Annotated in this window: 14 protein-coding genes; 1 reads left to right on the top strand and 13 read right to left on the bottom strand. The window is 58.8% G+C overall.

All coding sequences use genetic code 11. The features are described from left to right. Positions 1–90: 90 nt before the first annotated feature. From ADM64_RS03715 to ADM64_RS03770, 12 genes are all read right to left on the bottom strand, one after another. Positions 91–1,773 (bottom strand): dipeptide ABC transporter ATP-binding protein, encoded by a 1,683-nt coding sequence (locus ADM64_RS03715; protein WP_049193174.1) that lies wholly within the window; start codon positions 1,771–1,773, stop codon positions 91–93. After that, positions 1,770–2,768 carry an ABC transporter permease gene (locus ADM64_RS03720; RefSeq protein ID WP_049171781.1) on the bottom strand — a complete coding sequence of 333 codons (999 nt, stop codon included), beginning with the start codon at positions 2,766–2,768 and terminating at the stop codon, positions 1,770–1,772. Before ADM64_RS03720 ends, ADM64_RS03715 begins: the two co-directional genes overlap by 4 nt. After that, positions 2,761–3,687 (bottom strand): ABC transporter permease, encoded by a 927-nt coding sequence (locus ADM64_RS03725; RefSeq protein ID WP_016421610.1) that lies wholly within the window; start codon positions 3,685–3,687, stop codon positions 2,761–2,763. Before ADM64_RS03725 ends, ADM64_RS03720 begins: the two co-directional genes overlap by 8 nt. Positions 3,688–3,691: 4 nt before the next feature. Then, positions 3,692–5,437, bottom strand: coding sequence for a peptide ABC transporter substrate-binding protein (locus ADM64_RS03730; RefSeq protein WP_049171778.1), 1,746 nt, complete (start codon positions 5,435–5,437; stop codon positions 3,692–3,694). Positions 5,438–5,936: 499 nt separating this feature from the next. Then, on the bottom strand, positions 5,937–7,565 hold the full coding sequence (locus tag ADM64_RS03735; protein ID WP_049193175.1) for a protein adenylyltransferase SelO family protein: 1,629 nt from the start codon (positions 7,563–7,565) through the stop codon (positions 5,937–5,939). A gap of 141 nt (positions 7,566–7,706) precedes the next feature. Further along, positions 7,707–9,938 (bottom strand): 3-hydroxyacyl-CoA dehydrogenase NAD-binding domain-containing protein, encoded by a 2,232-nt coding sequence (locus ADM64_RS03740; protein WP_049193177.1) that lies wholly within the window; start codon positions 9,936–9,938, stop codon positions 7,707–7,709. A gap of 74 nt (positions 9,939–10,012) precedes the next feature. Beyond that, the gene (locus ADM64_RS03745; protein WP_048734356.1) at positions 10,013–11,248 is read right to left on the bottom strand and encodes an acetyl-CoA C-acetyltransferase; all 1,236 of its coding nucleotides are present in this window, start codon (positions 11,246–11,248) and stop codon (positions 10,013–10,015) included. 283 nt (positions 11,249–11,531) lie between these two features. Then, on the bottom strand, positions 11,532–14,741 hold the full coding sequence (locus ADM64_RS03750; RefSeq protein ID WP_049193179.1) for a type I restriction endonuclease subunit R: 3,210 nt from the start codon (positions 14,739–14,741) through the stop codon (positions 11,532–11,534). Further along, positions 14,738–15,838 (bottom strand): restriction endonuclease subunit S, encoded by a 1,101-nt coding sequence (locus ADM64_RS03755; RefSeq protein ID WP_049193181.1) that lies wholly within the window; start codon positions 15,836–15,838, stop codon positions 14,738–14,740. Before ADM64_RS03755 ends, ADM64_RS03750 begins: the two co-directional genes overlap by 4 nt. Beyond that, positions 15,835–16,884, bottom strand: coding sequence for a virulence RhuM family protein (locus tag ADM64_RS03760; RefSeq protein ID WP_049193183.1), 1,050 nt, complete (start codon positions 16,882–16,884; stop codon positions 15,835–15,837). The genes ADM64_RS03755 and ADM64_RS03760 overlap by 4 nt, the downstream gene beginning before the upstream one ends. Beyond that, positions 16,877–18,454 (bottom strand): type I restriction-modification system subunit M, encoded by a 1,578-nt coding sequence (locus ADM64_RS03765; RefSeq protein WP_049191026.1) that lies wholly within the window; start codon positions 18,452–18,454, stop codon positions 16,877–16,879. Before ADM64_RS03765 ends, ADM64_RS03760 begins: the two co-directional genes overlap by 8 nt. 99 nt (positions 18,455–18,553) lie before the next feature. Further along, on the bottom strand, positions 18,554–19,408 hold the full coding sequence (locus tag ADM64_RS03770) for a class I SAM-dependent methyltransferase (protein WP_141758926.1): 855 nt from the start codon (positions 19,406–19,408) through the stop codon (positions 18,554–18,556). Positions 19,409–19,501: 93 nt separating this feature from the next. On the opposite strand from ADM64_RS03770, the gene ADM64_RS03775 reads away from it, so the two are divergent. Next, a complete protein-coding gene (locus ADM64_RS03775) occupies positions 19,502–20,680 on the top strand; it encodes a glycosyltransferase family 4 protein (protein WP_049193185.1) in 1,179 nt (392 codons plus the stop codon). On the opposite strand, the gene ADM64_RS03780 is transcribed toward ADM64_RS03775, so the two are convergent. Further along, positions 20,660–22,492, bottom strand: coding sequence for a membrane protein (locus ADM64_RS03780; RefSeq protein WP_049193187.1), 1,833 nt, complete (start codon positions 22,490–22,492; stop codon positions 20,660–20,662). The two genes, ADM64_RS03775 and ADM64_RS03780, sit on opposite strands and share 21 nt — an antisense overlap. Positions 22,493–22,529: the final 37 nt, after the last annotated feature.

The following is a 22,529-nucleotide window of genomic DNA, read 5'->3' on the forward strand; positions in this document are numbered from 1 at the left end:
CACAGCTGGTACGAGGTGACGCCTGTGTCGTGAAGTGGCCCAGAAGGGGGGGCGGAGCGAAGTGCCCTGGGGAAACAGGCCACCGCCCAGCTACAGATCCAAATCCAACGACGCACCAGGGATGGCGTCCAGCAGCCGCTGGGTGTATTCCTTCTCCGGGTGATCGAAGAGATCGTCGGTCGGACGGTGTTCAACCATCTTGCCGTGCTCCATCACGATGACCTCATCAGCCACCTGCCGCACCACAGCGAGGTCGTGCGTAATAAACAGGTAGGCCAAATCCATCTCTTCCTGCAGCTCGGCGAGTAGTTCGAGCACCTGAGCCTGCACCACCACGTCGAGTGCTGACACCGCCTCGTCACAGACCACAACCTCAGGGTTCAGGGCCAGTGCACGCGCAATCGCCACACGCTGACGCTGACCACCCGACAGCTCACCGGGGAAGCGGCGCCCCATTTCCGCGGGAAGAGCGACGCGGTCGAGAAGCTCGAATACGCGCTGCTCACGCTCCTTCTTGGTGCCAATCTTGTGAATCCGCAGCGGCTCCTCGATGGAGGAATGCACCGTGCGCATCGGGTCCAGCGTCGCATACGGGTTCTGGAAAATCGGCTGAATGCGACGCCGCAGCTCCAGCTCCTCTTTACGATTCCGGCCCTGGACGCGTTTGCCGTCGAAAAGCACTTCGCCTTCGGTCGGATCGAGCAGCCCCAGCGCCATGTTGGCGACAGTGGACTTGCCTGAACCGGATTCGCCCACGATTCCGATGGTGCGACCGCGACGCAGCGTAAAGCTGATGTCATCGACGGCGCGGAAGGAATCCTTGCGCCACGGACGGTCGCCGCGGATGGCAAAGTCGCGCACCAAGTTCTTCGCGACCAGAATCTCCTTCTGGTCCGCATCCGATGTCGTCGGCGCCGCCACCACGCGATCACCGCGCCGGGCAGCCAGCGATGGAGCCGCCGCGATTAGCTGCTTGGTGTATGGATGCTGCGGGCGGGTGAGGACTTCCAGAGCAGGGCCGGTCTCCACGACACGTCCTGCTTGCATAATGACGAGTCGGTCAGCGCGCTCGGCAGCCAAGCCGAGGTCATGGGTAATAAGCACCACGGACGTGCCGAGTTCGCTAGTGAGCTTGTCGAGGTGGTCGAGGATCTTCTTCGCCACGGTCACGTCGAGAGCGGAAGTGGGCTCATCGGCAATCAGCAGCTTTGGGTGCGCGGCCAAGCCCATCGCGATAAGCGCGCGCTGGCGCATACCACCGGAGAACTCGTGCGGGTACTGGTCGATACGCTTTTTAGCGTTTGGCAGGCCGGCCTGTTCCAGCAGCTCAATCGCCTTTTTGTGGGCCTCAGAGCCAGTGGCTATGTTGTTAGCGCGCAGCGCCTCCTTAATCTGGGAACCGACGGTCCACACCGGATTGAGATTGGTCATCGGGTCCTGGGGGACCAGGCCGATGCCGTTGCCGCGGATGCTAACAAACTCGCGGTCGGTCAGGTGTGTGATGTCACGGCCATCGAAGGTGATGGTGCCACCGGTGACTTCACCATCACCGGGCAACAGCCCCAGCGCGGCGTGGACAGTGGTGGACTTACCCGAGCCGGACTCGCCGACAATGGCGACCGTCTCACCGGGGAAAACCTCCAGGTCGACGTCATGCACCACATCGGTCAACGATTTACTGCGGCGGCCGGACGCTGTGGTCGTCGGAAAGCCAATGCAGACATCCTTCAAGGTGAGAATGGGCGCTGCGGAAGTATTGGTGTCGGTGCTCATCGACGACGCTCCTTCGGGTCGAGAGAATCCTTCAAAGCGTCACCCATGAGGATGAAGCCGAGAACGGTAATCGCCAGGGCGAGTGCTGGCCAGAACAGGTTGGACGGGGCCTGGCGGAGCACCTGCTGTGCGACAGAGATGTCGTTGCCCCAGGAAACGGTGGTCGTCGGCAGGCCAATGCCCAGGTAGGACAGCGTGGCCTCGGCGACGATGTAAATACCCAGTGAGGTCGTGGCCATGACGATGACAGGGGCGAGGCAGTTCGGCAGCACATGGCGGAAGAGAATGCCGGTGCTGGACAGACCGAGCGCCTTGGAGGCGGTGACGTATTCCTCGTTCTTCACCGAGATCACCGAGGAACGCACCACGCGCGCCATCTGCGGCCAGCCGAAAGCAGCGAGCACGAAGACCACGGACCAGATGGTGCGTTCGGTAAACAGCTGCATCAGCACGATGCCGGCGAGAATCAGGGGGATGGCAAAGAACATGTCCGTGATGCGGGAGAGCACCGCGTCGACCCAACCGCCGAGATAGCCAGCGATGGCACCGAGGATGATGCCCACCACGGTCACGGCCAGGGTGACGCCGATGCCGACGATGACCGAGGCGCGGGCACCGTAGATGACACGGGCGTAGACGTCGTAGCCCTGCTGAGTGAAGCCCATCGGGTGGCCGTCGCGGGCTGGGGCCAGCGAGTCACGCAGGTTTGCCGCCGTCGGGTCCACAGAGGTGAACAGCGACGGGAACGCGGCCACTGCGATGGAGAGCAAAATAATGAATGCGGAAACCCAGAACAGTGGGCGGTAACGCAGGTTCTGCCAGGCCGAACCCCAGAGCCCCAGTGGCGGGGTATCCGGCAACTGCTTGTGGTCGGGGTTCGTCGCCTGTGCGGCGGGGGCCTGCGCGGTGTTGGCCTGCGCGGTGCCGGTATGCACGGCGTTGGCCTGCTTTTCTGGCTGAGTCGAATCTAACTGCGTCGAATCTGGCTTAGGCATAACGAATCCTCGGATCCAGGACTGCGTAGAGCAAGTCGATGAGCAAGTTGGCGAACATGTAAATAACCACCAGGATGGTCACGATGCTGACCACGGTGGGAGCTTCACCAATCTGGACGGCGTGGAAGATCAGGCCACCGATACCTGGCACGTTGAAGATGCCCTCGGTGACAATTGCGCCGCCCATCAGAGCCGCGAGATCAGCGCCGATGAAGGTCACAACGGGAATTAGCGAGTTGCGCAAGATGTGGCGGCGGGTGACTTCAGAGGTTGGCAAGCCCTTGGCGCGGGCAGTGCGCACGAAGTCGGCATGGCGTGCCGACGAGACCTCGGAGCGCGTCAGTCGCAGAACATAAGCAACCGAGACGAGACCCAGCACGAATGCCGGCAGCAGCAGGGAGGTAAAGGAGGCATCGCTACCAACGGTGGGGGAGACAATCTCCCAGCGCACACCGAAGAGGTAGCGGGCCACGAAGCCGAGCACGAAGGTCGGAGTTGCGATAACCAGCAGGGACATCACCAGAACGGTGGAGTCGAAGAAGCCGCCCTTGCGCATACCGGCAATAACGCCGAGGCCGATACCGAAAATGGCCTCAATGGCAACGGCCATCAGAGCCAGGCGAATTGTAATAGGGAAGGCCAGCGCGATTTCCTCGCCGACCGAGCGACCGGAGAAGGTCTCGCCCATATCCAGGGTGAACAGGCCCTTGAGATACTCCCAGTACTGGACGAGGAAAGGCTCATCCAGGTGGTAGTGGGCGCGCAGTGCTGCGACCTGCTCCGGTGGCAGCTGCTTATCGCCAGCTAGTGCGGCGATGGGGTCGCCTGGCATGGCGAAGACCATTGCATAAATCAGCAGTGTGGCACCGAAGAAAACCGGCACCATCTGCAGGAGTCTCTTTCCGATATACCAACCCATGGTGCTAGTCCTTCTCAATCATTGGGTAGTCCAAGATGCCGTCCCACATCACTACGGCATTGCGCAGCTTCGGGTTCCACGCCACCGAAGCATTGGGGTACCACAGCGGAATCGCTGGTAGGTCCTCCATCAGCACAGACTGAGCCTTGACATAAATCGGCTTGGCATCTTCTGCGCTCTTTGCCGAGGCCGCCTCCTGAATCAGCTTGTCGAACTCCGGATTGGAGTAGTGGTTGTCATTCGAGGAACCACCGGTGACGAACTGCGGGATCATGTAGTTGGCCACAGATGGGTAGTCAGCTGCCCAGCCAGTGCGGTAGCCGCTGGTGATGGTCTCGTTGGAGATTTCATCGCGCAGCTGCTTGAAGGTCGGGTAGGCCTTGCCGTGGGAATCGATGCCGAGGGTCTCGCCAATCATGTTGGTCACCGCTTCGACCCACTGCTGGTGTCCGCCGTCGGCGTTGTAGGCGATGTCGAACGAGCCGGTAAACGGCGCAATTTTGTTGGCTTCGGCCCACAGTTGGCGGGCCTTCTTCGGGTTGTATTCCAGCACCTCTTGGCCAGGTACGTTCGGGTCAAGGTCACCGAGCGTCAACGAGCTGAACTCGCGCGCCGGGGTGCGGGTGTCGAAGAAAATCTTCTCAGTGATTAGTTTCCGGTCAATCGCCATAGAAATCGCTTGACGACGAAGCTTGCCCTCTTCACCCGAAAAACCTGGCAGATTTCGCGGAATTGCGAAGTACTGCGAAGACGAGGTCGGGACATTTGCGCTGGAGTCGGGGAAGTCGGTTTGGAAGCTGGCGAGAGCCGTTGGTGGAATTGTGCGTGGCAGCGTGTCCAGGCGGCCGGCCTGGAGGTCTGCATATGCGGTGTCCACGTCCGAGTAGAAGCGGTATACCAGGCCGTTGTTACGGGCCTTGTGCTCACCGGCGAAGTCATCATTGCGAACCACAGTTAGCTGGTTGTTGTGCAGCCAAGCGCGGCCTTCGGCCATCTTGTACGGTCCATTGCCGATTGGGTGTTCACCGAAAGCCTTCTTGTCTTCGAACGCGGCCTTCGGCAGCGGCATAAACGCGACATAGCCGAGGCTGAGCGGGAAGGAAGAATCTGGGTTGGTCAGATCCACGGTGAACCTCAGGTCATCGACCTTTTTCAGGCCGGAGAGTGTTTTCTCCGTGGCCTTTTCTCCCGAAACAGCATCAAAACCCTGCACGTTGGCGAAGAAGGACTGCTGCTTCTGCAGGTTCGGGCCGTAGGCAGCGTAATTCCAGGCATCGATGTAGCTCTGCGCGGTGACTGGTTCGCCGTTGTGGAAGGTCCAGCCCGGTTTTAGCGTGATGTCGAAATGGGTCGAGTCCTCGTTGGGCTTAATTTCTGCCGCATGGTCCAGGATCATCGAGCCGTCGGTGTCGTAGCGCACCAGACCTGAGTAGAGCATGCGGAGGATATCGCCACCACCGGTTTCATTGGTGTCAGTGGTGTACAGCGGCGACTGTGGTTCGGAGTTCTGGACCACAATGAACCCCGCGCCGACCTGTTGCTGGTCAGTGCTGCAGGCAGCGAGCGCGCTTCCTGGCAAGGCGATTACCAGCAAAGCCGCCAGGATCTGGCGGACATGCAGCGTGAACTTTCCTTTTCCGCTGAGCGTTGTTGCGTGCAGTTTTGTGGCACGGGACTTCTCTCGCTGTCGGAGCTTCCGCCGGAGTTTCTGCCGGGTGTGGAAGGGGCCGGAGGCAACGGGTCTATGCATCGCGAGCCTTTCTAGATTCTGCCAGATAGGCGATATGAATTTGGTGATCGGCTCACTCCAAATGACTTAGATACCCACCTCCCACCTGCATAGGCAATGGTGGTGGTGACAACTTGGGTGTGGTGGGCTCTAAGGTTTGGATACGACCGTTCAATACAGTCTCTAACCATACAAGTCCAAAAAACATATGAGTATTAATCAGGCGAACCATCCCTTATTTGACGGTGTCTTTTACCCTCGATTGGGGAGTTAATCCTGTGCAGTGGTGCAACGTTGTAACATCCTGGCACCCCCGCAGGGGTTGCCCTTTGGTTCTCCGCGCCGCTGGCACTCAGTCAGGGCCCTACCCGCGTTGGGCCCGTCCGCGGGCCCCATCCGCGACTTCACGACAGCTATGTCACCTCATGCCACCTCCACAGTTGGCACGAGGTGACACCCGTGTCGTGAAGTGGGTTTTGGAAGAGGAAGTGGACTTTGAAGGAGGCGGAGAGACAGCGCATTAAGTCCCGCAGTACGAGTGGAAAGCACCCAACTCCCGCGGTGCCGGCTCCGTGAACCCCGCTGGGACGTCTTGCGACTCAAAGGGGTTGGTTACCGCCTCCAGCAGGTGCCGGTAGTCGGTCAGATCCCCCGCCCCTGCCGCCGCTAACGCTTCCGTGACCAGGTGGTTTCGCGGAATATACAGCGGATTCGTTTCCTCCATAAGTGCCAGGGCCGTCGTCCGGTCGATTCCCAGCTCCTTCCGCGTCCGCTTCCACAACTGCCCCCACTCAGCCGCGGCGGCGGGGAACGCAGGATCAGCGGTCAGCCTGGTCAGCGCAGCCAACGCAGCAACTGTATCCCCATCACCATCGGCCAGAACCTCAATCAGCGCCCGATGAGCATTCGTATGGTCGAGCCCAAACTTCGCCAGCAACGCCTGCCACTGCTGCACCAGGGGGATGGCCAGCGGGTCGTCGTAAAGCGAGGGGAGAATCCCCAACTTGGGCAGCCACCTGCGGCTGAGCGCATCGGTGAACTCGTCGGCGAATTCGCCCAGGAGGTCGCGGGCGCGTGCGAGGGCTTCCTCCGGGGTGCCTGCGAAATGCGGTAGCAAAGTCTCCGCAAGCTTCGACATGTTCCACCCGGCAATCGTCGGCTGCGCGCCGAACGCGTATCGACCGCCTCGATCAATGCTGCTAAACACCGCCCGCGGATCGTGCGCATCCAGAAACGCACACGGCCCAAAGTCGATGGTCTCGCCCGCGATGCTGGCATTGTCGGTGTTCATCACGCCGTGGACAAATCCACAGGCCAGCCACGCCGCAACGAGATTAGCTTGCCGCTTGACGACGTCCCGGAGAACCGACTCCGCCGAACCCTCGTAGCCATGCCGCTGCGCGGCGAACTCGATGAGCCGATCCATGATTCCGGTGTCCGTTCCGGAGCGAGCGACCAGCTCGAACGTGCCAACTCGCAGGTGGCTGGATGCTACGCGCACGACGATGCCACCCGGTTGAAGTTCGGTGGTGGGGTCGGTGTTGTCGAATGGGGTTTGCGAGCCGCGGTAAATCTCTTCGCCGGTTTTGATGACCGCCAGCGCGCGGGTGGTGGGGATGCCGAGTGCATACATGGCTTCGCTGATGAGGTACTCCCGCAGGGCGGAGGTCAGCGTGGCTTTGCCGTCACCGCCACGGGAGAAGGGCGTGGGGCCGGTGCCTTTCGCCTGAATCTCGTAGGCCTGGGTGTTGTCGCTGTGGGTTGTCTCTTTGGGGCAGTCGGGCTGGTTAGGCGGACAGTGCAGCCCAGTCAGCCCCGGTTCAGCCTCAACTGTGGCAAGCAAGAGCGCGCGACCATCACCGAGTAGGCCTGCGAAGTTGCCGAACTGGTGGCCGGCATAGGCCGTGGCCATCGGGGTTGTGTATGCGCCGAGTGGGGTATCGGTTTCCTGGCCGACTCCGTGATCGGCGCCGCGGCCAGTGAGGAACTTCAGGCCAGCGTCTGACCGGAGCCACTGTGGGGAGAGACCGAGTTGGGTCGCGAGCTCGTCGTTAAGCATGACCAGCTGCGGTGATGGGGCGGCGAATCCCTCCTGGGAGATAGCGAGTTCAGGCAGTGCGGTGGGAAGATCAGCGACATTTCGAGCCATGTGCGCAGTTTAACGGGTAGGCCGAATTGGGGTTGGCGCGCTGGTGCGTTCAGCGGTGCTACGCGCGTAGAGGTGATCTCGAAGGCGAAAAACCCCGGTTACTGGAACAATTCCAGCAACCGGGGTGCGCTCGGGGTAGCCTTACTTCTTCAGGGACTCCGGAGCGTTGAAGCGCTCACCGTGCTTAGCGGCCAGCTCTTCGGCGCGCTCGACGAAGCCCGCGACGCCGCGGCGCTCCGGGTGAGCTGCGGCCGGGTCGACAACAGTGGCGCCGTCGTAGTTCTTAATGAACTGGCGAGTACCACCGGTCCAGGCCGGGTAGCCGATACCGAAGATGGAGCCGATGTTGCCGTCGGCGTCGTGAAGCAGAACGCCCTCGTCGACGCACTTCTGAGTCTCGATGGCCTCGATGAAGAGCATGCGGTCAACCAGCTCCTGCAGGTCGGTGTCCTCCGGAGCGATCGGGGTGATGTTCAGCTCTTCGCGGAGCTCGTTGAACAGGCCCGGCCAGAGACCGGAGCGCTTGCCGTCGACGTACTCGTAAAAGCCCTTGCCCTCGAGCTTGCCCGGGCGCTCGAACTTGTGCAGCATGGCCTCGACCAGAGCCGGTACGCCGCCCTCGTCCAGGGTCTGGCCTGCAGCCTCGGCGGCAGCGCGGGTCTCGCCAGCGATCTTCTCCATGAGTTTGAGGTTCAGCTCGTCGGCAAGCTGGAGCTGCGGTGCCGGGTAACCAGCCTGGCGACCAGCGGCCTCGATGATGGCCGGGTCGTAGCCCTCAGCGACCATGCGCAGGGCCTCGTTGATGACGGTGCCGATGACGCGGGAGGTGTAGAAACCGCGGGAGTCGGTGACAACAATCGGGATCTTGCGGATTGCAACAGCGAAGTCCAGCGAAGCGGCGAGGATTGCCGGGTCGGTGTTGTCGCCGGAGATGATCTCAATCAGCTGCATCTTGTCCACCGGGGAGAAGAAGTGCAGGCCGATGAAGTCCTTCTCACGCTTGACGTGGGAAGCCAGCTCGGTAATCGGCAGGGTGGAGGTGTTGGAGCCCAGGATGCAGGTCTCCGGAACTGCGGCCTCGATCTCGGCGTGAACCTTGTGCTTGAGGTCGGTGTTCTCGAAGACGGCCTCAATGACCAGGTCGACGTCGGCCAGGTCGTCGTAGGACTCGGTCGGCTTGATGCGGTTCAGCAGTGCTGCGGACTTCTCCTCAGTGGTGCGACCGCGCTTGAGAGCCTTCGCCTCCAGGCCCTCGGAGTAGGACTTGCCGCGCTCGGCGTTCTCCAGGGAAATGTCCTTCAGGACAACTTCCATGCCAGCCTTTGCGCACACGTAGGCGATACCTGCGCCCATCATGCCGGCGCCAACAACGGCCACCTTCTTAAACTCACGCTTCGGGTACGGGGTGCCGTCAGCCTGCAGCGGACGGGAGCCGCCGCCCTGAGCGTGGTTGAGGTCGAAGAAGAACGCCTGCATCATGTTCTTCGACTGGGTACCGGTGACCAGTTCGGTGAAGTAGCGGGACTCGATACGCAGTGCGGTGTCGATGTCGACCTGAGAGCCCTCGATGGCAGCCTGCATCGCAAGGCGCGGAGCCTTCATCGGGGAGCCCTTGAGCTGCTTGGTCAGGTTTGCCGGGAAGGACGGCAGGTTCATTGCGAACTTAGGAGTCTTCGGGTCACCGCCTGGGATCTTGAAGCCCTTCTCATCCCACGGCTGTGCGGCCTTGGCGTCTTCGCTGGTCAGCCATGCGCGGGCGGTGTCGATGAGCTGCTCCGGAGCAACAACCTCGTCAACGAGGCCAGCTGCGAGGGCCTTGCCCGGGTTCATCTGAGCGCCGGTCAGAATGACCTTCATCAGCGCGTCCTGAATGCCCAGCATGCGCACGACGCGGGAAACGCCGCCGCCACCCGGCAGCAGGCCGAGGGTGACCTCTGGCAGGCCAATCTTGGAACCGCGGACATCGGCAGCAACGCGGTGGTTAGCAGCCAGCGCGACCTCGAGGCCGCCGCCCAGTGCTGCGCCATTGATGGCAGCAACAATCGGCACCGGGAGCTTCTCCAGGCGACGCAGGGAGGCCTTCATGTCCTCGACCATGCCGAACATGTCAGCTGCATCGTCTTCAGTGGCCTTGGACATCTGCTTGATGTCGCCGCCTGCGAAGAAGGTCTTCTTCGCAGAGGTGATGATGATGCCCTTGATGGAGGTCTCAGAGCCGTCGCCAATTTCGTTTTCCAGGCGCTCCACGGTGGCGCAGATGTCGTCCTGGAAGGTCTTGTTCATGGTGTTGACCGGCGCATTCGGGTCATCCATGGTGAGGGTGACGATTCCGGCGTCGTCCTGATCCCACCGGAACATGTTATCTGTGCTCATAAATCAGTCAGTCCTTTGTGGTTATCGCGGTGTGACCGCGGTAATTGTCGCTGTGAGTTTCGTTCCGGTTTGCTTTAGACGCGCTCGATGATGGTTGCAACACCCATGCCGCCAGCCACGCAGAGCGAGATGAGAGCGTAGCGGCCACCGGTGCGGTGCAGCTCGTCGATTGCGGCGCCGGTGATCATGGCACCGGTTGCACCCAGCGGGTGACCCATGGCCATTGCGCCACCGTTGATGTTGAGCTTGTCGTAGTCGATGCCCAGGTTCTGCTGAGCGTGCTTGACGACGGCGGCAAACGCCTCGTTGATTTCCCAGACGTCGATATCGTCGACGGTCAGGTTGGCCTTGGCCAGTGCCTCGCGGACAGCCGGCTCGATACCGGTCAGCATGATGGTCGGCTCGACACCATTGACGGCGGTGGCGACAACGCGTGCGCGTGGGGTCAGACCCATGTCTGCGCCGGCCTTCTCAGAGCCAACCAGAGTCAGTGCAGCGCCATCGACGATGCCGGAGGAGTTACCTGCATGGTGGACGTGGTTAATGCGCTCAAGCTGCGGGTACTTCTTCAGTGCAACTGCGTCGAAGCCGCCCTGCTCACCCATCATGGTGAAGGCTGCGCGCAGACCGGAGAGGGACTCTGCGGAGACGCCTTCGCGGATGGTCTCATCACGATCGAGGATGGTCAGGCCGTTAGCGTCCTTGACTGGGACGACGGAGCGGTCAAAGCGGCCCTCAGACCAAGCCTTTGCGGCACGAGCGTGGGAGAGTGCTGCCATCTCGTCGAGGGACTCACGGTCAAAGCCGTCGAGCGATGCAATCAGGTCAGCGGAAATACCCTGCGGGACGAAGTCGGTCGCAAACGAGACCTGTGCGTCCATCGCCATTGCACCGCCGTCGGACATCATTGGCACGCGGGACATGGACTCGACGCCACCGGCGAGGACGAGCTCGTCCATGCCGGAGCGGACTTTCTGAGCAGCCAAGTTGATGGCGGAGAGGCCGGAAGCGCAGAAGCGGTTGATCTGGACACCGCCGGTGCGGTACGGCAGACCTGCGGTGAGTGCTGCGGTGCGGGCAATGTCCGCACCCTGGTCGCCGACCGGGCTGACGCAGCCAACGATGAGGTCGCTGATGCGTTCTTCATCCAGCTCCGGGAAGCGGTTGCGAATTTCGTCGATGAGGCCGACGAGAAGTGATACCGGGCGTACCTCGTGGAGGGAGCCGTCCTTCTTGCCCTTGCCGCGCGGGGTGCGAATTGCCTCGTAGATGAAGGCTTCGCCGCCCGGCTGAATGGTGGCGGAAGTCATGTGTTTTTACCTCACAGATTCGTCGTAAAGTGTCGTGCGTCACTCTATAACGAATGCCGGATTGCCGGGGGTGATTTGAGGGGTACTGGGGAGAAAGTTAACTTGCCGTAGTCTCTCACCTGGGGTTATGGGAGAAACCGGGGGTAATTACATAAGTAGTTTGGGGCGTGGAGTCGCGGAAGTGAGGCGGTAACGGTCTGCTATGTGAAGGCCTAACCGTTACGCCCGCCCAGCTGCCACTCCGTCAGCCCCTCCAGCCCCCGCAAACGTCCGCCCGCAACCATCATGCCGCCTCTCCATCATCCTCGGCGAACCCCAAGTTCTGATAGCGTTCGACAAAGGCCTGGATGCGCTGCAGCACCCGCGTCTTGACCTTTTCACGCTCATTACCTGGGGTAAACCGCGACATTGGTGGAAGAACTCGAACAATTCCGGTGCCAAGCGTGCTGACAATGCCGGTGGTCAGCGCCTCTTCAATGAAAGATTGCGCAGTGGGCATCCGCAGTCTTTCTTCCGTGATGATCGCATTGAGTTCTTCCGTGCGTTTGGTCCTGATGAACTCCTCCCACTGCTCATCAACGGGCTGTGTCAGGCTCACGGTGCTGACGAACTCTTCAATCAGGTCGCGCTTGTTCCGCAGCGATGGGCTGGAGTTTGCAGCACGAGAAATCTGGGCACGAATTTCTTCTCTCTCGTCGCTGCCGTGGGTTTCACGGTATTGCTCGACGAGCATGAGAATGTAGTCGACATTGATCTCGACCTGCTTGATTAGCTCCATCTCGAAGACGACATCGTCATTGATGGACTCCCGGTCCCCGTCGCTTTCAGTACGGAATTCCGCAAAAAGGTCGAGGTAGATACTGCGGTAATCCTGCTCCTGGCGCGGCGTCAACAGCGCGTCATCAGCGAATTGGTCGAAGGAAGTCAGGATGTTTTGGACACGCAGAATCGCGCCGAAGAGCTTGATGAACTCCTTCTTCGCCTTCTCGCCAACAATGACCTTATCCAGCGGGTATTCCTGGAGCAGTCGCTTCACTAGCTTGGCATATTCGGCAAAGTACTCAGCGTAGGGCTTAAGCAGTACCACGCTTTGCGCCTTGGTATCGCCGAAGAGCCGCAGCGCCTGATTTGTGGCGTCTTCGAGGTCTCGGAAGCAGACAATGTTGCCGTACGTCTTGACGGAATTGAGGATTCGGTTGGTACGCGAGAATGCCTGAATCAACCCGTGGTATTTCAGGTTCTTGTCCACGAACAGCGTGTTCAAGGTAGTGGCGTCGAATCCGGTGAGGAACATGTTGACCACGATGGTCATATCGACTTCCCTGTTCTTCATTCGCAGGGAGAGGTCTTTGTAGTAGTTCTGGAATTTCTCGGCGGAGGTGTCGTAGTTGGTCTTGAAATACCCGTTGTAGTCGGCAATCGCCGCTTCCAGGTAATCGCGCGCAACCTTGGGTAGCTGCTCGGGCTCCATGCCTTCTTCACGGAGCAGGCCTGCCTCGTCGGCCACGGCAGTAGCTGCCGCATCGCTTTTCTTTTCGCTTGACGACGGAATCGTCGGTGACTCATCCTTTTCGGCCTCATTTGGTGCGAATGAGTAAATCATGGCAATCTTCAGGCGCTCTGCTTCTGGCAGTGATACTTGCGCTTTTTTGAAGAGGTTGTAGTAAGTGTAGGCAGCCTCAACAGAAGCGGTGGCGAAGATAGCGTTGAAGCCACGAACTCGTTGTTCTTTCTTTATTTCCTTAATCCGACCGCGGTGCCGGGCCTTTGCTGAGGCGGATACGTTCTCGACAACGCGGTGTTCGTAGAAGGTTTCCCGCTTTGTTTTCTGAGCGAAGTGTTCGAGCGTGTAGTCGACGACGTTTTTCAGGCGTGGCTCCGCCAGGAGTGCGCCTTCGGTGTCGATGCCTGCGACTTCCTTGTCCTTAACGCTTCCAACCGAGATGGTGTTGACGTAGTCAATCCGGAAGGGCAGGACATTCTTATCGTTGATGGCGTCAACGATGGTGTAGGAGTGGAGTCGTTTGCCGAAAGCCTGCTCGGTGGTTTTGAGGTTGGCTTTGGTTCCGCTGGTGGAGTTGTCGGCGAAGATGGGCGTTCCGGTGAAACCGAAGAGGTTGTATTTCTTGAACGCCTTCGTGATGGCAGTGTGCATGTCACCGAATTGGGAGCGGTGGCATTCGTCGAAGATGATGACCACGTGCTTGCCGTAGACATCGTGGTGTTTGTTGCCTGCGATGAAGTTCGACAGCTTCTGAATTGTGGTGATGATGATGGATGCGTCGTCGTCTTCCAGCTGCTTCTTCAGCACGGCGGTCGAGGTGTTGGAGTTCGCAGCGCCCTTTTGGAAGCGGTCGTACTCACGCATGGTTTGGTAGTCGAGGTCTTTACGGTCGACGACGAAGAGAACCTTATCTACATGCGAAAGTTTGCTAGCCAGCTGTGCGGCTTTGAATGAGGTGAGGGTTTTCCCCGAACCGGTTGTGTGCCAGATGTAGCCGCCAGCCTCCGTGGTGCCAAGGCGTTCACGATAGTTATTGGAAATCTCAACTCGTTGCAGAATCTTCTCAGCGGCGACGATCTGGTATGGGCGCATCACCAGTAGTTCTTCCGCAGCAGTGAAGACGCAGAACTTAGTCAGAATATTGAGAAGCGAGTGCTTGGACAGAAATGTCTTAGTGAAGCCAACAAGATCCCGGATGGGTTTGTTGTTTGCGTCAGCCCACCACGATGTGAATTCAAAGCTCTTAGCACCGCGCGCCGGGCGGCCTTTTCCTCCCGTTTCTTTGATGTGTAGTTCACGGGTGGTGTTGGAGTAGTACTTGGTCAGCGTGCCGTTACTGATGACAAACAGCTGCACATAATCGAACAAACCGTCACCGGACCAGAAAGAGTCGCGCTGGTAGCGCCTAATCTGGTTAAAGGCTTCACGCAAATCTACGCCACGGCGCTTGAGTTCGATGTGCACCATGGGAAGGCCATTGACCAGGATGGTGACGTCGTAACGATTGGAGTGTTTCGCACCGCCTTCGCCCTTTCCAACCTCGTACTGGTTAATGACCTGCAGCCGGTTGTTATGGACATTTGCTTTATCCAGCAGTCGGATGTTTTTGCTCGTGCCGTCGTCACGCGTAAGAACCTGAATGTGGTCTTCGTGGATGCGACGGGTCTTCTCTTTGATTCCGTCGTTGGCGCTGGTGACGCAGGTGCGATAGAACCGTTCCCATTCCGCGTCGCTAAATGTGACGTGGTTGAGAGTTTCGAGTTGACGGCGCAGGTTGGCAACGAGGTCTGCTTCGCTGTGGATGGGCAGGTAGTCGTAGGCCTGCGACTGGAGGATGTCGATGAGTTCCTGCTCCAGTTGCGCCTCGGTTTGGTAGTCCTCCGAGATGCGCTCCTCGGCCTTGTACTCCGCTACGACGGTGCTTTGCTCACCGACAGCAATCGGGTCGTACTTGGTTACTCGTCGCTTGCCGACGCCGTCCTGGTTCATGCTGCCAATTCCTTAAAAGTCAGTAGTTGATTCCGGTAGTACTCGTACTGCTGCCGGCGAGCTTCAATCTCGGCTGGCAGGCCGGAGGTGAGGTTGTTCACGAGTGCATCGAACTTGTCGAGAATATTCACGATGCGCTCCTGCTCTTCGAGAGGAGGGATGGGGATTGGAACTGATTTCAGCCGCTGCACAGATAAACCTGGCTGGGCGGATTTTGTTGCGTATTGGTTTAAGTCAAGAAATTTGAGCATGTGGTAGGCCCAGCGAATGTTGACTGAATCATGGGCGTTCATAACAATCGCATGTTCTGTTGCGTAGAAATCTTCAGGAGCCCAATTTACATTTCCGCAAAGAGCCCCTTGTCTGCCTATCAGCACAGCCCTTTCTGGATGCGATGCCTCCCGAACATAGCCGCGAACTCCATTTCCGCCAAAGGCGGGAAATGGGTGAGAAGCAGTACGCACTGGACTGATTTCGTCTCGTCGTATCGCTTTGCCGGCCTTCATTCCGAATATGTCCCCTAGCGTTGTCCGCTGGACTCTCTCTCTCTCTCTCTCGGTAAACGTCAGCAGTTGATTACGATAAAACTCATACTGCTTTTTCCTCGCTTCCAGCTCCGCTTCCAGCTCCGCTTCCAGCGATTGGAAGGTATCGAGAATTTTTACGATTTCTTGTTGTATAGGTAGAGGTGGAATAGGAATCCTAAGTTTTTTTAGCTTGCTTTGAGTTTGACTTGGCACTCCACCAGCTTGATTCATTTCGCCCAGGCCGAGAGTTTGAAGTTCGTAAAACACAAATTTAGGCAACGCTATATCTTCATTAATCTCTGTTCTGAAAATAGTGTCTACTACCCAAAAAGGTCCCTCAACGTAGAAAAGATTGCCCAGGGAACCCTTTCGCGGAATGAGAACTGAAGGGCCCGAAGCAGCTGCCTGATTTACATGGCGCATGATTCCTCCGCTGCCGTAGACAGGAATCTCCCCATCCTCCAGGTGCTTATGGTCTTTACCATTTCTAATTGTCAGAAAGTCTTCGAGCGGCAGATGCGTTACACCATCCGGGCAGAGTTCCTCGATGAGCTTTTCGATCTGGTTCACTTCTGCTCCTTCGGTGGTTGCTGAATCTGTTTCTGAACTGCAGTGATTTCCTTGAGATAATCCCGTTCCACGCCACTGGGTTGGGTATCCATCACAGTTTTGTACTTCTCGTATTCCTCATGGGCCTTCTGTACAGCTTGGCGGTGGGAAACCGTTCCTTCTCCCTCCAAAGACTTGCCACCCATGGCCGCAATCATTGTGGTGAGGTGATCCATCCAGTCCGCCATATACGTTGGCTGGTGCATCTGCGCACGGAATTCTGCCGCATCGAAGTAGGCAGAAACCAAGGTATTCAGGCGTTTTAGTTCGTCCTCGGCAAGGTAGTTTTTGGCAATCTCCACCTCGGCCTTGGTGATGCGCTCGCCCTTCCAATTCGTCAACCCCATGTTTGGCTTTGTGGCATCCGAACGCTCGTAAACCACCTCGGCTGCCGTGTGGCCGTGAGCACCAAAATGAAGCTTATTCTGGACTGTCGCAAAGAACTTCTTACTCACAGCGGCCCGCGGGTCGTAATCCACGCTGGTGGCATACAAGTCTAGAACCTGACGATGAATGACCTTCTCGCTAGAGCGAATGTCACGAATACGCTCCAGCAATTCACGCCAGTACGTTCCGCCTCCGCCCTCTTTCAGCCGCTCATCGTCCATGGCGAAGCCCTTAATCAGGTATTCGCGCAAAACCCCTAGTGCCCACTGTCGGAACTGAGTACCCCGCAAGGACCTCACTCGGTAGCCCACGGAGATAATCACGTCGAGGTTGTAGTGCTCCCGCTCGCGCGAAACTTCCCTTGAACCTTCGAGTTGAACTGTTCGGAATTTCCGAACAGTTGCCTCTGACCTGGGAAGCTCACCTTCCGCAAACACATTCCTAATATGTTCGGAGACGTTCGCCTTTGACGATTGAAACAGCTCCACCATCTGGGCCTGAGTGAGCCACACGGTTTCGTCGACAAGCCGTACCTCAATGCGAGTAGCGCCGTCGTCCGTGCGGAACATCACCAGCTCGCCCGCAGACGCCATGCTCATGTCGCCGTTCGTGTCAGACATCGGTGCGGGTTCCCTCAAGATCTGCCACAATCTCATCGATGGCCTCGCGCAGCTGACGCTGGCGCTCCACGATGCCAACAATCTGCTTATTCAGCTCCACGATGTCAATGACCTCGCGGGTGTCCTCCGGCTCGACATAGGAGGAAACCGCGATGTTGTAGTCGTTTTCTGCAATCTCCTCAGCGGGCACCAGCTTGGTGAAATACTCCACATCCTCGCGGGCAGTGAAGGAATCCAGAATCTTCTTCTGATTCTTCTCATTTAGTCGGTTCTTGTTGCCACTTCGCTCAAACTCTGCGGAGGCATCGATGAAGAGAACCGAATTGTCCTTTTTCGACTTCTTCAACACGATGATGCAGGTCGCGATGGTAGTGCCGAAGAAAAGATCCGGCGGCAACTGGATAACCGTATCCACATAGTTGTTATCCACCAGGTACTTGCGGATTTTCTTCTCCGCGCCGCCACGGTAAAGCACACCGGGGAACTCAACAATTGCGGCAGTGCCGTTCGTCGCAAGCCACGAGAGAATATGCATCGTAAAAGCCAAATCGGCCTTCGATTTCGGGGCCAGGACGCCCGCCGGTGCGTAGCGTGGATCGTTAATCAGCAGAGGATTGTTGTCGCCCTCCCACTTGATGGAGTAGGGCGGGTTGGACACGATTGCCTCAAACGGCTGGTTATCCCAGTGTGCAGGTTCGGTGAGGGTATTGCCCAGCGCAATGTCGAAATTATCGAAGTTCACATCGTGCAGGAACATGTTGATGCGTGCCAAGTTATACGTGGTCAGGTTGATTTCCTGGCCGTAGTAGCCCTCGCGGACACCGCCTTCGCCAAGCACCTTCTTGAATTTCAACAGCAGCGAACCAGAGCCGACAGCTGGGTCGTACACCCTGTTCACGCTCTTCTTTCCCACCACGGTAATCCGGGTCAGCAGCTCAGAGACTTCCTGCGGCGTGTAGTACTCGCCTCCGGACTTGCCTGCCTGAGAGGCGTACATACCCATCAAGTACTCGTAGGCATCACCGAATAGGTCGATGGAGTTGTCATCGGCTTTAACGGTGAGAGGCATATTGCCGATGTGCCTCATCAGATCGTAAATCTTGTTATTGCGTTCGATGACCGAGTTGCCAAGCTTGTTGCTGTCTAGGTTGATGTCGTCGAAAAGCCCTTGAAGATCGCTTTCGCTAGCGGTGCCTTTTGCAGATGCTTCGATATTTTTGAATACCTGCTGCAGTCGTTCATTGAGGTTCTCGCGGTAGTGCTCGTCAGCCGCCTGCTTGCAGACGTTGGTAAACAACTCAGAGGGCACAATGAAGTAGCCCTTTTCCTCGACAATGCTGGCCCGGCCCCACTCGGCATCCTCGTCAGAAAGGGAAGCGTAGTCCGCGTCCTCATTTCCAGCGGCACGTTCGCCGTCATCGATGTACTCGGTGAGCTTCTCCGAGATAAAGCGGTAGAACATCATGCCGAGCACATAAGACTTAAAATCCCAACCATCCACGCTGCCACGCAAGTCGTTGGCGATGTTCCAAATAGTCCTGTGCAGCTGTGCCCGGTCTGCGTCACTCATAGTGAAAATCCCCGCTCAATCAGTAAAAATGCTTGAGTTTCCAGTCTAGTGGCAGACGATACGAAGTCAGGGGAGCACGCTCCGGGAGAAACTGACCCCCTACCGCTTCCGCAGCACCAACACCAGGTTCGACACCGCGAACTCGCGCAGCACCGGCACGTGCACCATCCACCAGGCCCACCACGGGTGGTAGCGCGGGAAAGCGGCCAGCAGCTCGCAGTCGCCGGCCTCCGCGGCAGCGCGCGCCCACTTCAATCCTTCACCGCAACCGACCTTGAACAGGGACTCGCCAAAATAGTTCTTCGGTCGCTTGCCGTGCTTCTTCTCATACATGCGCCGCGCGCGGTCGCCACCCAGGTAATGCGTCATCCTCATCTCGTGGCCGCCGAACGGGCCGTACCAAATGGTGTACGAGTAAACGACCAGTCCGCCCGGCTTGGTTACACGCAGCATTTCCTCGCCCATCGTCCATGGCTCGGGCACGTGCTCGGCGACATTCGACGAGTACGTCAGGTCAAACGCGTCATCGCGAAACGGCAGTTCCAGCCCCGATCCGCGTACCGACGACTCCAGCTTGATACCCGCCGCCGCCATCTCGCCCACATCGGGTTCGCAGGTGTAATATTCCACGCCACGCTGGGCAAATGCTCGGCCAAAGTACCCAGGGCCGCCGCCGACATCAAGGATGCGCTTGCCACGCAGTGCGGTATTCGTCGTAACGCTTGACGACGTGCCCCCTGTGTCCGTCGACCCCGCCGCACCATCCGCCCCAGCTGCGATGCCTTCCAACAGGCCGATGGTGTCCTCGGCCAGGTGCCCGTAGAAGATATCGGGATCGGTTTGCTCGTATTTGAAGTCGTTGAGCAGCCCGAATGAGCGCGACAGCGTAGCAAAGCTGCGCAGCTCTTTCAGAGCGGGCGGGACGATAAAAGCGGGAAAGCGAAAGCTGGTCACGTCAAACAATCTAATGGACTGGTTGGGTTTGGGAGTATGGATTTGAGCTAAAGCGGCAACGAAAGCCGCGCCGAGCGTTAGGCTCATATTGTTATGAAAATCTTACTGTTGTGTTGGCGCGACACTGGTCATCCCGAAGGTGGAGGTAGTGAGCGCTATTTGGAGCGCGTCGCAGGTTACCTTGCCGACCAAGGCCACACCGTGGTGTTCCGCACGGCCAGTTACCCAGACGCACCAGCCCTTTCGCGTCGTGATGGCGTGACTTTCTCCCGCGCTGGTGGAAACTTCTCCGTCTACGTGCGCTCCTGGACCGCGATGCTGGGTGCGCGACTTGGTGTGGGGCCAATTGCCAAGGCACTCGGCGGCAAGCCGGATGTCGTGGTCGACACCCAAAACGGTGTCCCCTTTTTCGCGCGGATTTTCTCCGGCGCACCGACGGTGCTGCTAACACATCACTGCCACCGCGAACAGTGGCCAGTGGCAGGGCCGATTATTAGCAAGCTTGGGTGGTTCATCGAGTCGCGTCTGTCGCCGATGATTCACCGCCGCTGCCGCTACATCACAGTTTCCGAGCCAAGTGCCGCTGAACTGGTAGAACTTGGAGTGTCGCCGGGGCGCATCGCGGTAATCCGCAATGGTGTGGACCCGATTCCGGAGGAGTTGCAGTCGACCGAAATCATGGCGGACCTATCCGAGTGCGACGGTCCAGCACCGCATTTGGTGACGCTGTCGCGATTGGTTCCGCATAAGCAGATTGAGCACGCCATCGATGTGCTTGCAGATCTTGTACAAGATCGTCCAGGTGCGATTCTCGATGTTATTGGCTCGGGGTGGTGGCACGACAACCTCGTGGAATATGCCCGTGACAAGGGCGTTTCGGATCATGTGGTATTCCACGGGCAGGTCACCGAGGCGGATAAACACCGCATTCTCTCCAAGGCGTGTCTGCACCTGATGCCTTCGCGCAAGGAGGGCTGGGGGCTCGCCGTCATCGAATCGGCGCAGCACGGCGTGCCGACGGTCGGTTACCGTTCCTCGGCGGGCTTGCGCGATTCGGTCAACGACGGTGAAACTGGCCTGCTGGCCAGCGATGAAGCTGACCTGATTGCCAAGACGCGACAGATTCTCGATAACGGCGAACTGCATCGCGCAATGTCCAAGGCCTGCGTCGCCCGTGCCGCGGAATTTGGCTGGGACAAGACCGGTGAGGCAGTTCTGAATGTCTTGGAAAACCCAACACTGGATAAGTTGCTACCTGCGGCGGGGCAGTAGCGCTTCCATTACTCCAGTCAGTAGCCCCGCCAGCAGCCCAGCGAGTAGGCAAAGAGTCCAGATTCCAAAGGCTGTCCACGCAGCTGCATAGGCCCCCTGGCTTGGTTGTGTGGCCGGCTCGATAACGCCGGGGACATGGTATAGCTGCAGGTCAGGTGTTTCATAGACGGGGTCTAACGCTGCCACAATGTCAGCTGAATCGCCGAAGTTGCCGGGCGAATTCTCCACTAGGACCCAGCCAACGCCCTGGTCCCGAAGGCTCTGGAGCGCAGACGCAAGCTCCTCCTGTCTCTTTGCACCGCCGAGCAGCGTACGCTCAACGGTTGTGGCTCCCTCGCCAGACACCGACTGCCCAGACACGATCAATTCGCCGGAGCTCACCACCGGAGCGGGCAAAATCTTCGTAGCCGGGTCGAGGACAGGGCGCCCATTAATGATGCGGTAAGAACCGGCAGGTAGAACCGCAACGCGATCGTCGTCAAGCGCGACGACACCGGAAACCGCCGACCAGCCCTCCCATGACGGAATGGGGCGGAGTGGAGCGACATCGGCGGGTAGCGTGGGGACAGCGGCAATGATGATGAGCGCGCTGACGCCAGTAGCCAACCACTGGCCGATAGTGGCGGTGGCGCTGCGAGCGCGGCGTGCCAGGTACTCCGCACCGCTGGCGGCGAGGATGACATAGGCGGGGACGGCGAGCGCGATCCACTTTTGCGTATCACGAAGCAGGCCCGCGCCCGGGATGTGCTCCAGCGCCCAACCCATCATCAAAATGCCCGGCGTTGTTGCGGCGAGAGCGACGAGCATGATGGCCGTGGCGCCAGTGATAATCAGCCCCCGCCAGCGCTCTTGCGAATGCCAGGCACGACGGAATCCCAGACCCATAAGCACCAGGAGTGCCAGCACCATAATCGCCGAAAAACCAACCTCGCGCGTCAGTGGCACAGCCTGCTTATTCCAGATGCCACCCAATCCCAACAGGCTGCCGAGCGTGCCGACGTGTGCCTCTGCTCTGGCCGCAAATGCGGCAGCGCCAGCTACATCGGAGGACCCAGCTGCACTGGGGTTCAGCAAAGATGCCACCAGCCACGGTGAACTGACCGCTACTGTTGTGGCCGCAATCCAAGCGCGGTCGCGGTTATTGCGAGCGGCAACAATACCGGTGATACCAGCCAAAAGGGCGCCAGTCGGCGTGAGACCCGCAGCGGCAATTGCGCTGGTGCGCCACAAGGCGCTACCCATCTGTGTTGCCAGAACAACTGCCGGAAGCAGCAATACGGCGATGACCAGTGACCACTGTCCCTGGAGCAAACGCTCGACCACAAACGGGTTCCAGAGCAGCATCGTCGGTGCAATCAGCTGGCTGGCCAAGCTCGGAGTCATGGGTACAAGGCCCGCACCGGATGCGCTACTGGTGCCCGAGCCGTGGCGAGTGAACCTGCGGGCGAGCTCAGCAGCTGCAAGACCACCAATCAAACAGGCGCCCACCATGCCGAAGCGCACCCAATGGCTGGCATCCACAAAGTAGCCCAGTGCCCACAGTGCGGTGTCCTGCGGAACAGCTCGTGCCGCAGCGGGGCCGAGTCCCAGGGCCGCGTCGGTAAGCGGTGGGTGATTGGGGATGACCATGTCGCGCAGCAGAAACATCGGTGCCCCAAAGCGACCATCAGCCTGGGCCTTGTGGGGCACAAAGAGAGGCCAGCACACGGCAGCAGTCAGCAAGAGAATCCACGACAATACAAAAACCCAGGCGACTCGCTCCGAATGAGAGCGAGCCGACTGGGTCAGAGTAGTGCGGAAACGTTGTGTCACGTGCCCTATATTAAATTATTTTTCGCTTTCCTCAGTG

The sequence above is a fragment of the Corynebacterium sp. 401_CJEI genome, assembly GCF_001076435.1.
Lineage (GTDB): Bacteria > Actinomycetota > Actinomycetes > Mycobacteriales > Mycobacteriaceae > Corynebacterium > Corynebacterium jeikeium_D.

What these genes read in the sequence shown, in the direction of transcription:
- ADM64_RS03745 (WP_048734356.1), bottom strand. Translation starts at nt 11,248, where the DNA reads ATGACTTCCGCCACCATTCAGCCGGGCGGCGAAGCCTTCATCTACGAG.
- ADM64_RS03765 (WP_049191026.1), bottom strand. Translation starts at nt 18,454, where the DNA reads ATGAGTGACGCAGACCGGGCACAGCTGCACAGGACTATTTGGAACATC.
- ADM64_RS03740 (WP_049193177.1), bottom strand. Translation starts at nt 9,938, where the DNA reads ATGAGCACAGATAACATGTTCCGGTGGGATCAGGACGACGCCGGAATC.
- ADM64_RS03750 (WP_049193179.1), bottom strand. Translation starts at nt 14,741, where the DNA reads ATGAACCAGGACGGCGTCGGCAAGCGACGAGTAACCAAGTACGACCCG.
- ADM64_RS03775 (WP_049193185.1), top strand. Translation starts at nt 19,502, where the DNA reads ATGAAAATCTTACTGTTGTGTTGGCGCGACACTGGTCATCCCGAAGGT.
- ADM64_RS03760 (WP_049193183.1), bottom strand. Translation starts at nt 16,884, where the DNA reads ATGTCTGACACGAACGGCGACATGAGCATGGCGTCTGCGGGCGAGCTG.
- ADM64_RS03720 (WP_049171781.1), bottom strand. Translation starts at nt 2,768, where the DNA reads ATGCCTAAGCCAGATTCGACGCAGTTAGATTCGACTCAGCCAGAAAAG.
- ADM64_RS03735 (WP_049193175.1), bottom strand. Translation starts at nt 7,565, where the DNA reads ATGGCTCGAAATGTCGCTGATCTTCCCACCGCACTGCCTGAACTCGCT.
- ADM64_RS03725 (WP_016421610.1), bottom strand. Translation starts at nt 3,687, where the DNA reads ATGGGTTGGTATATCGGAAAGAGACTCCTGCAGATGGTGCCGGTTTTC.
- ADM64_RS03715 (WP_049193174.1), bottom strand. Translation starts at nt 1,773, where the DNA reads ATGAGCACCGACACCAATACTTCCGCAGCGCCCATTCTCACCTTGAAG.
- ADM64_RS03730 (WP_049171778.1), bottom strand. Translation starts at nt 5,437, where the DNA reads ATGCATAGACCCGTTGCCTCCGGCCCCTTCCACACCCGGCAGAAACTC.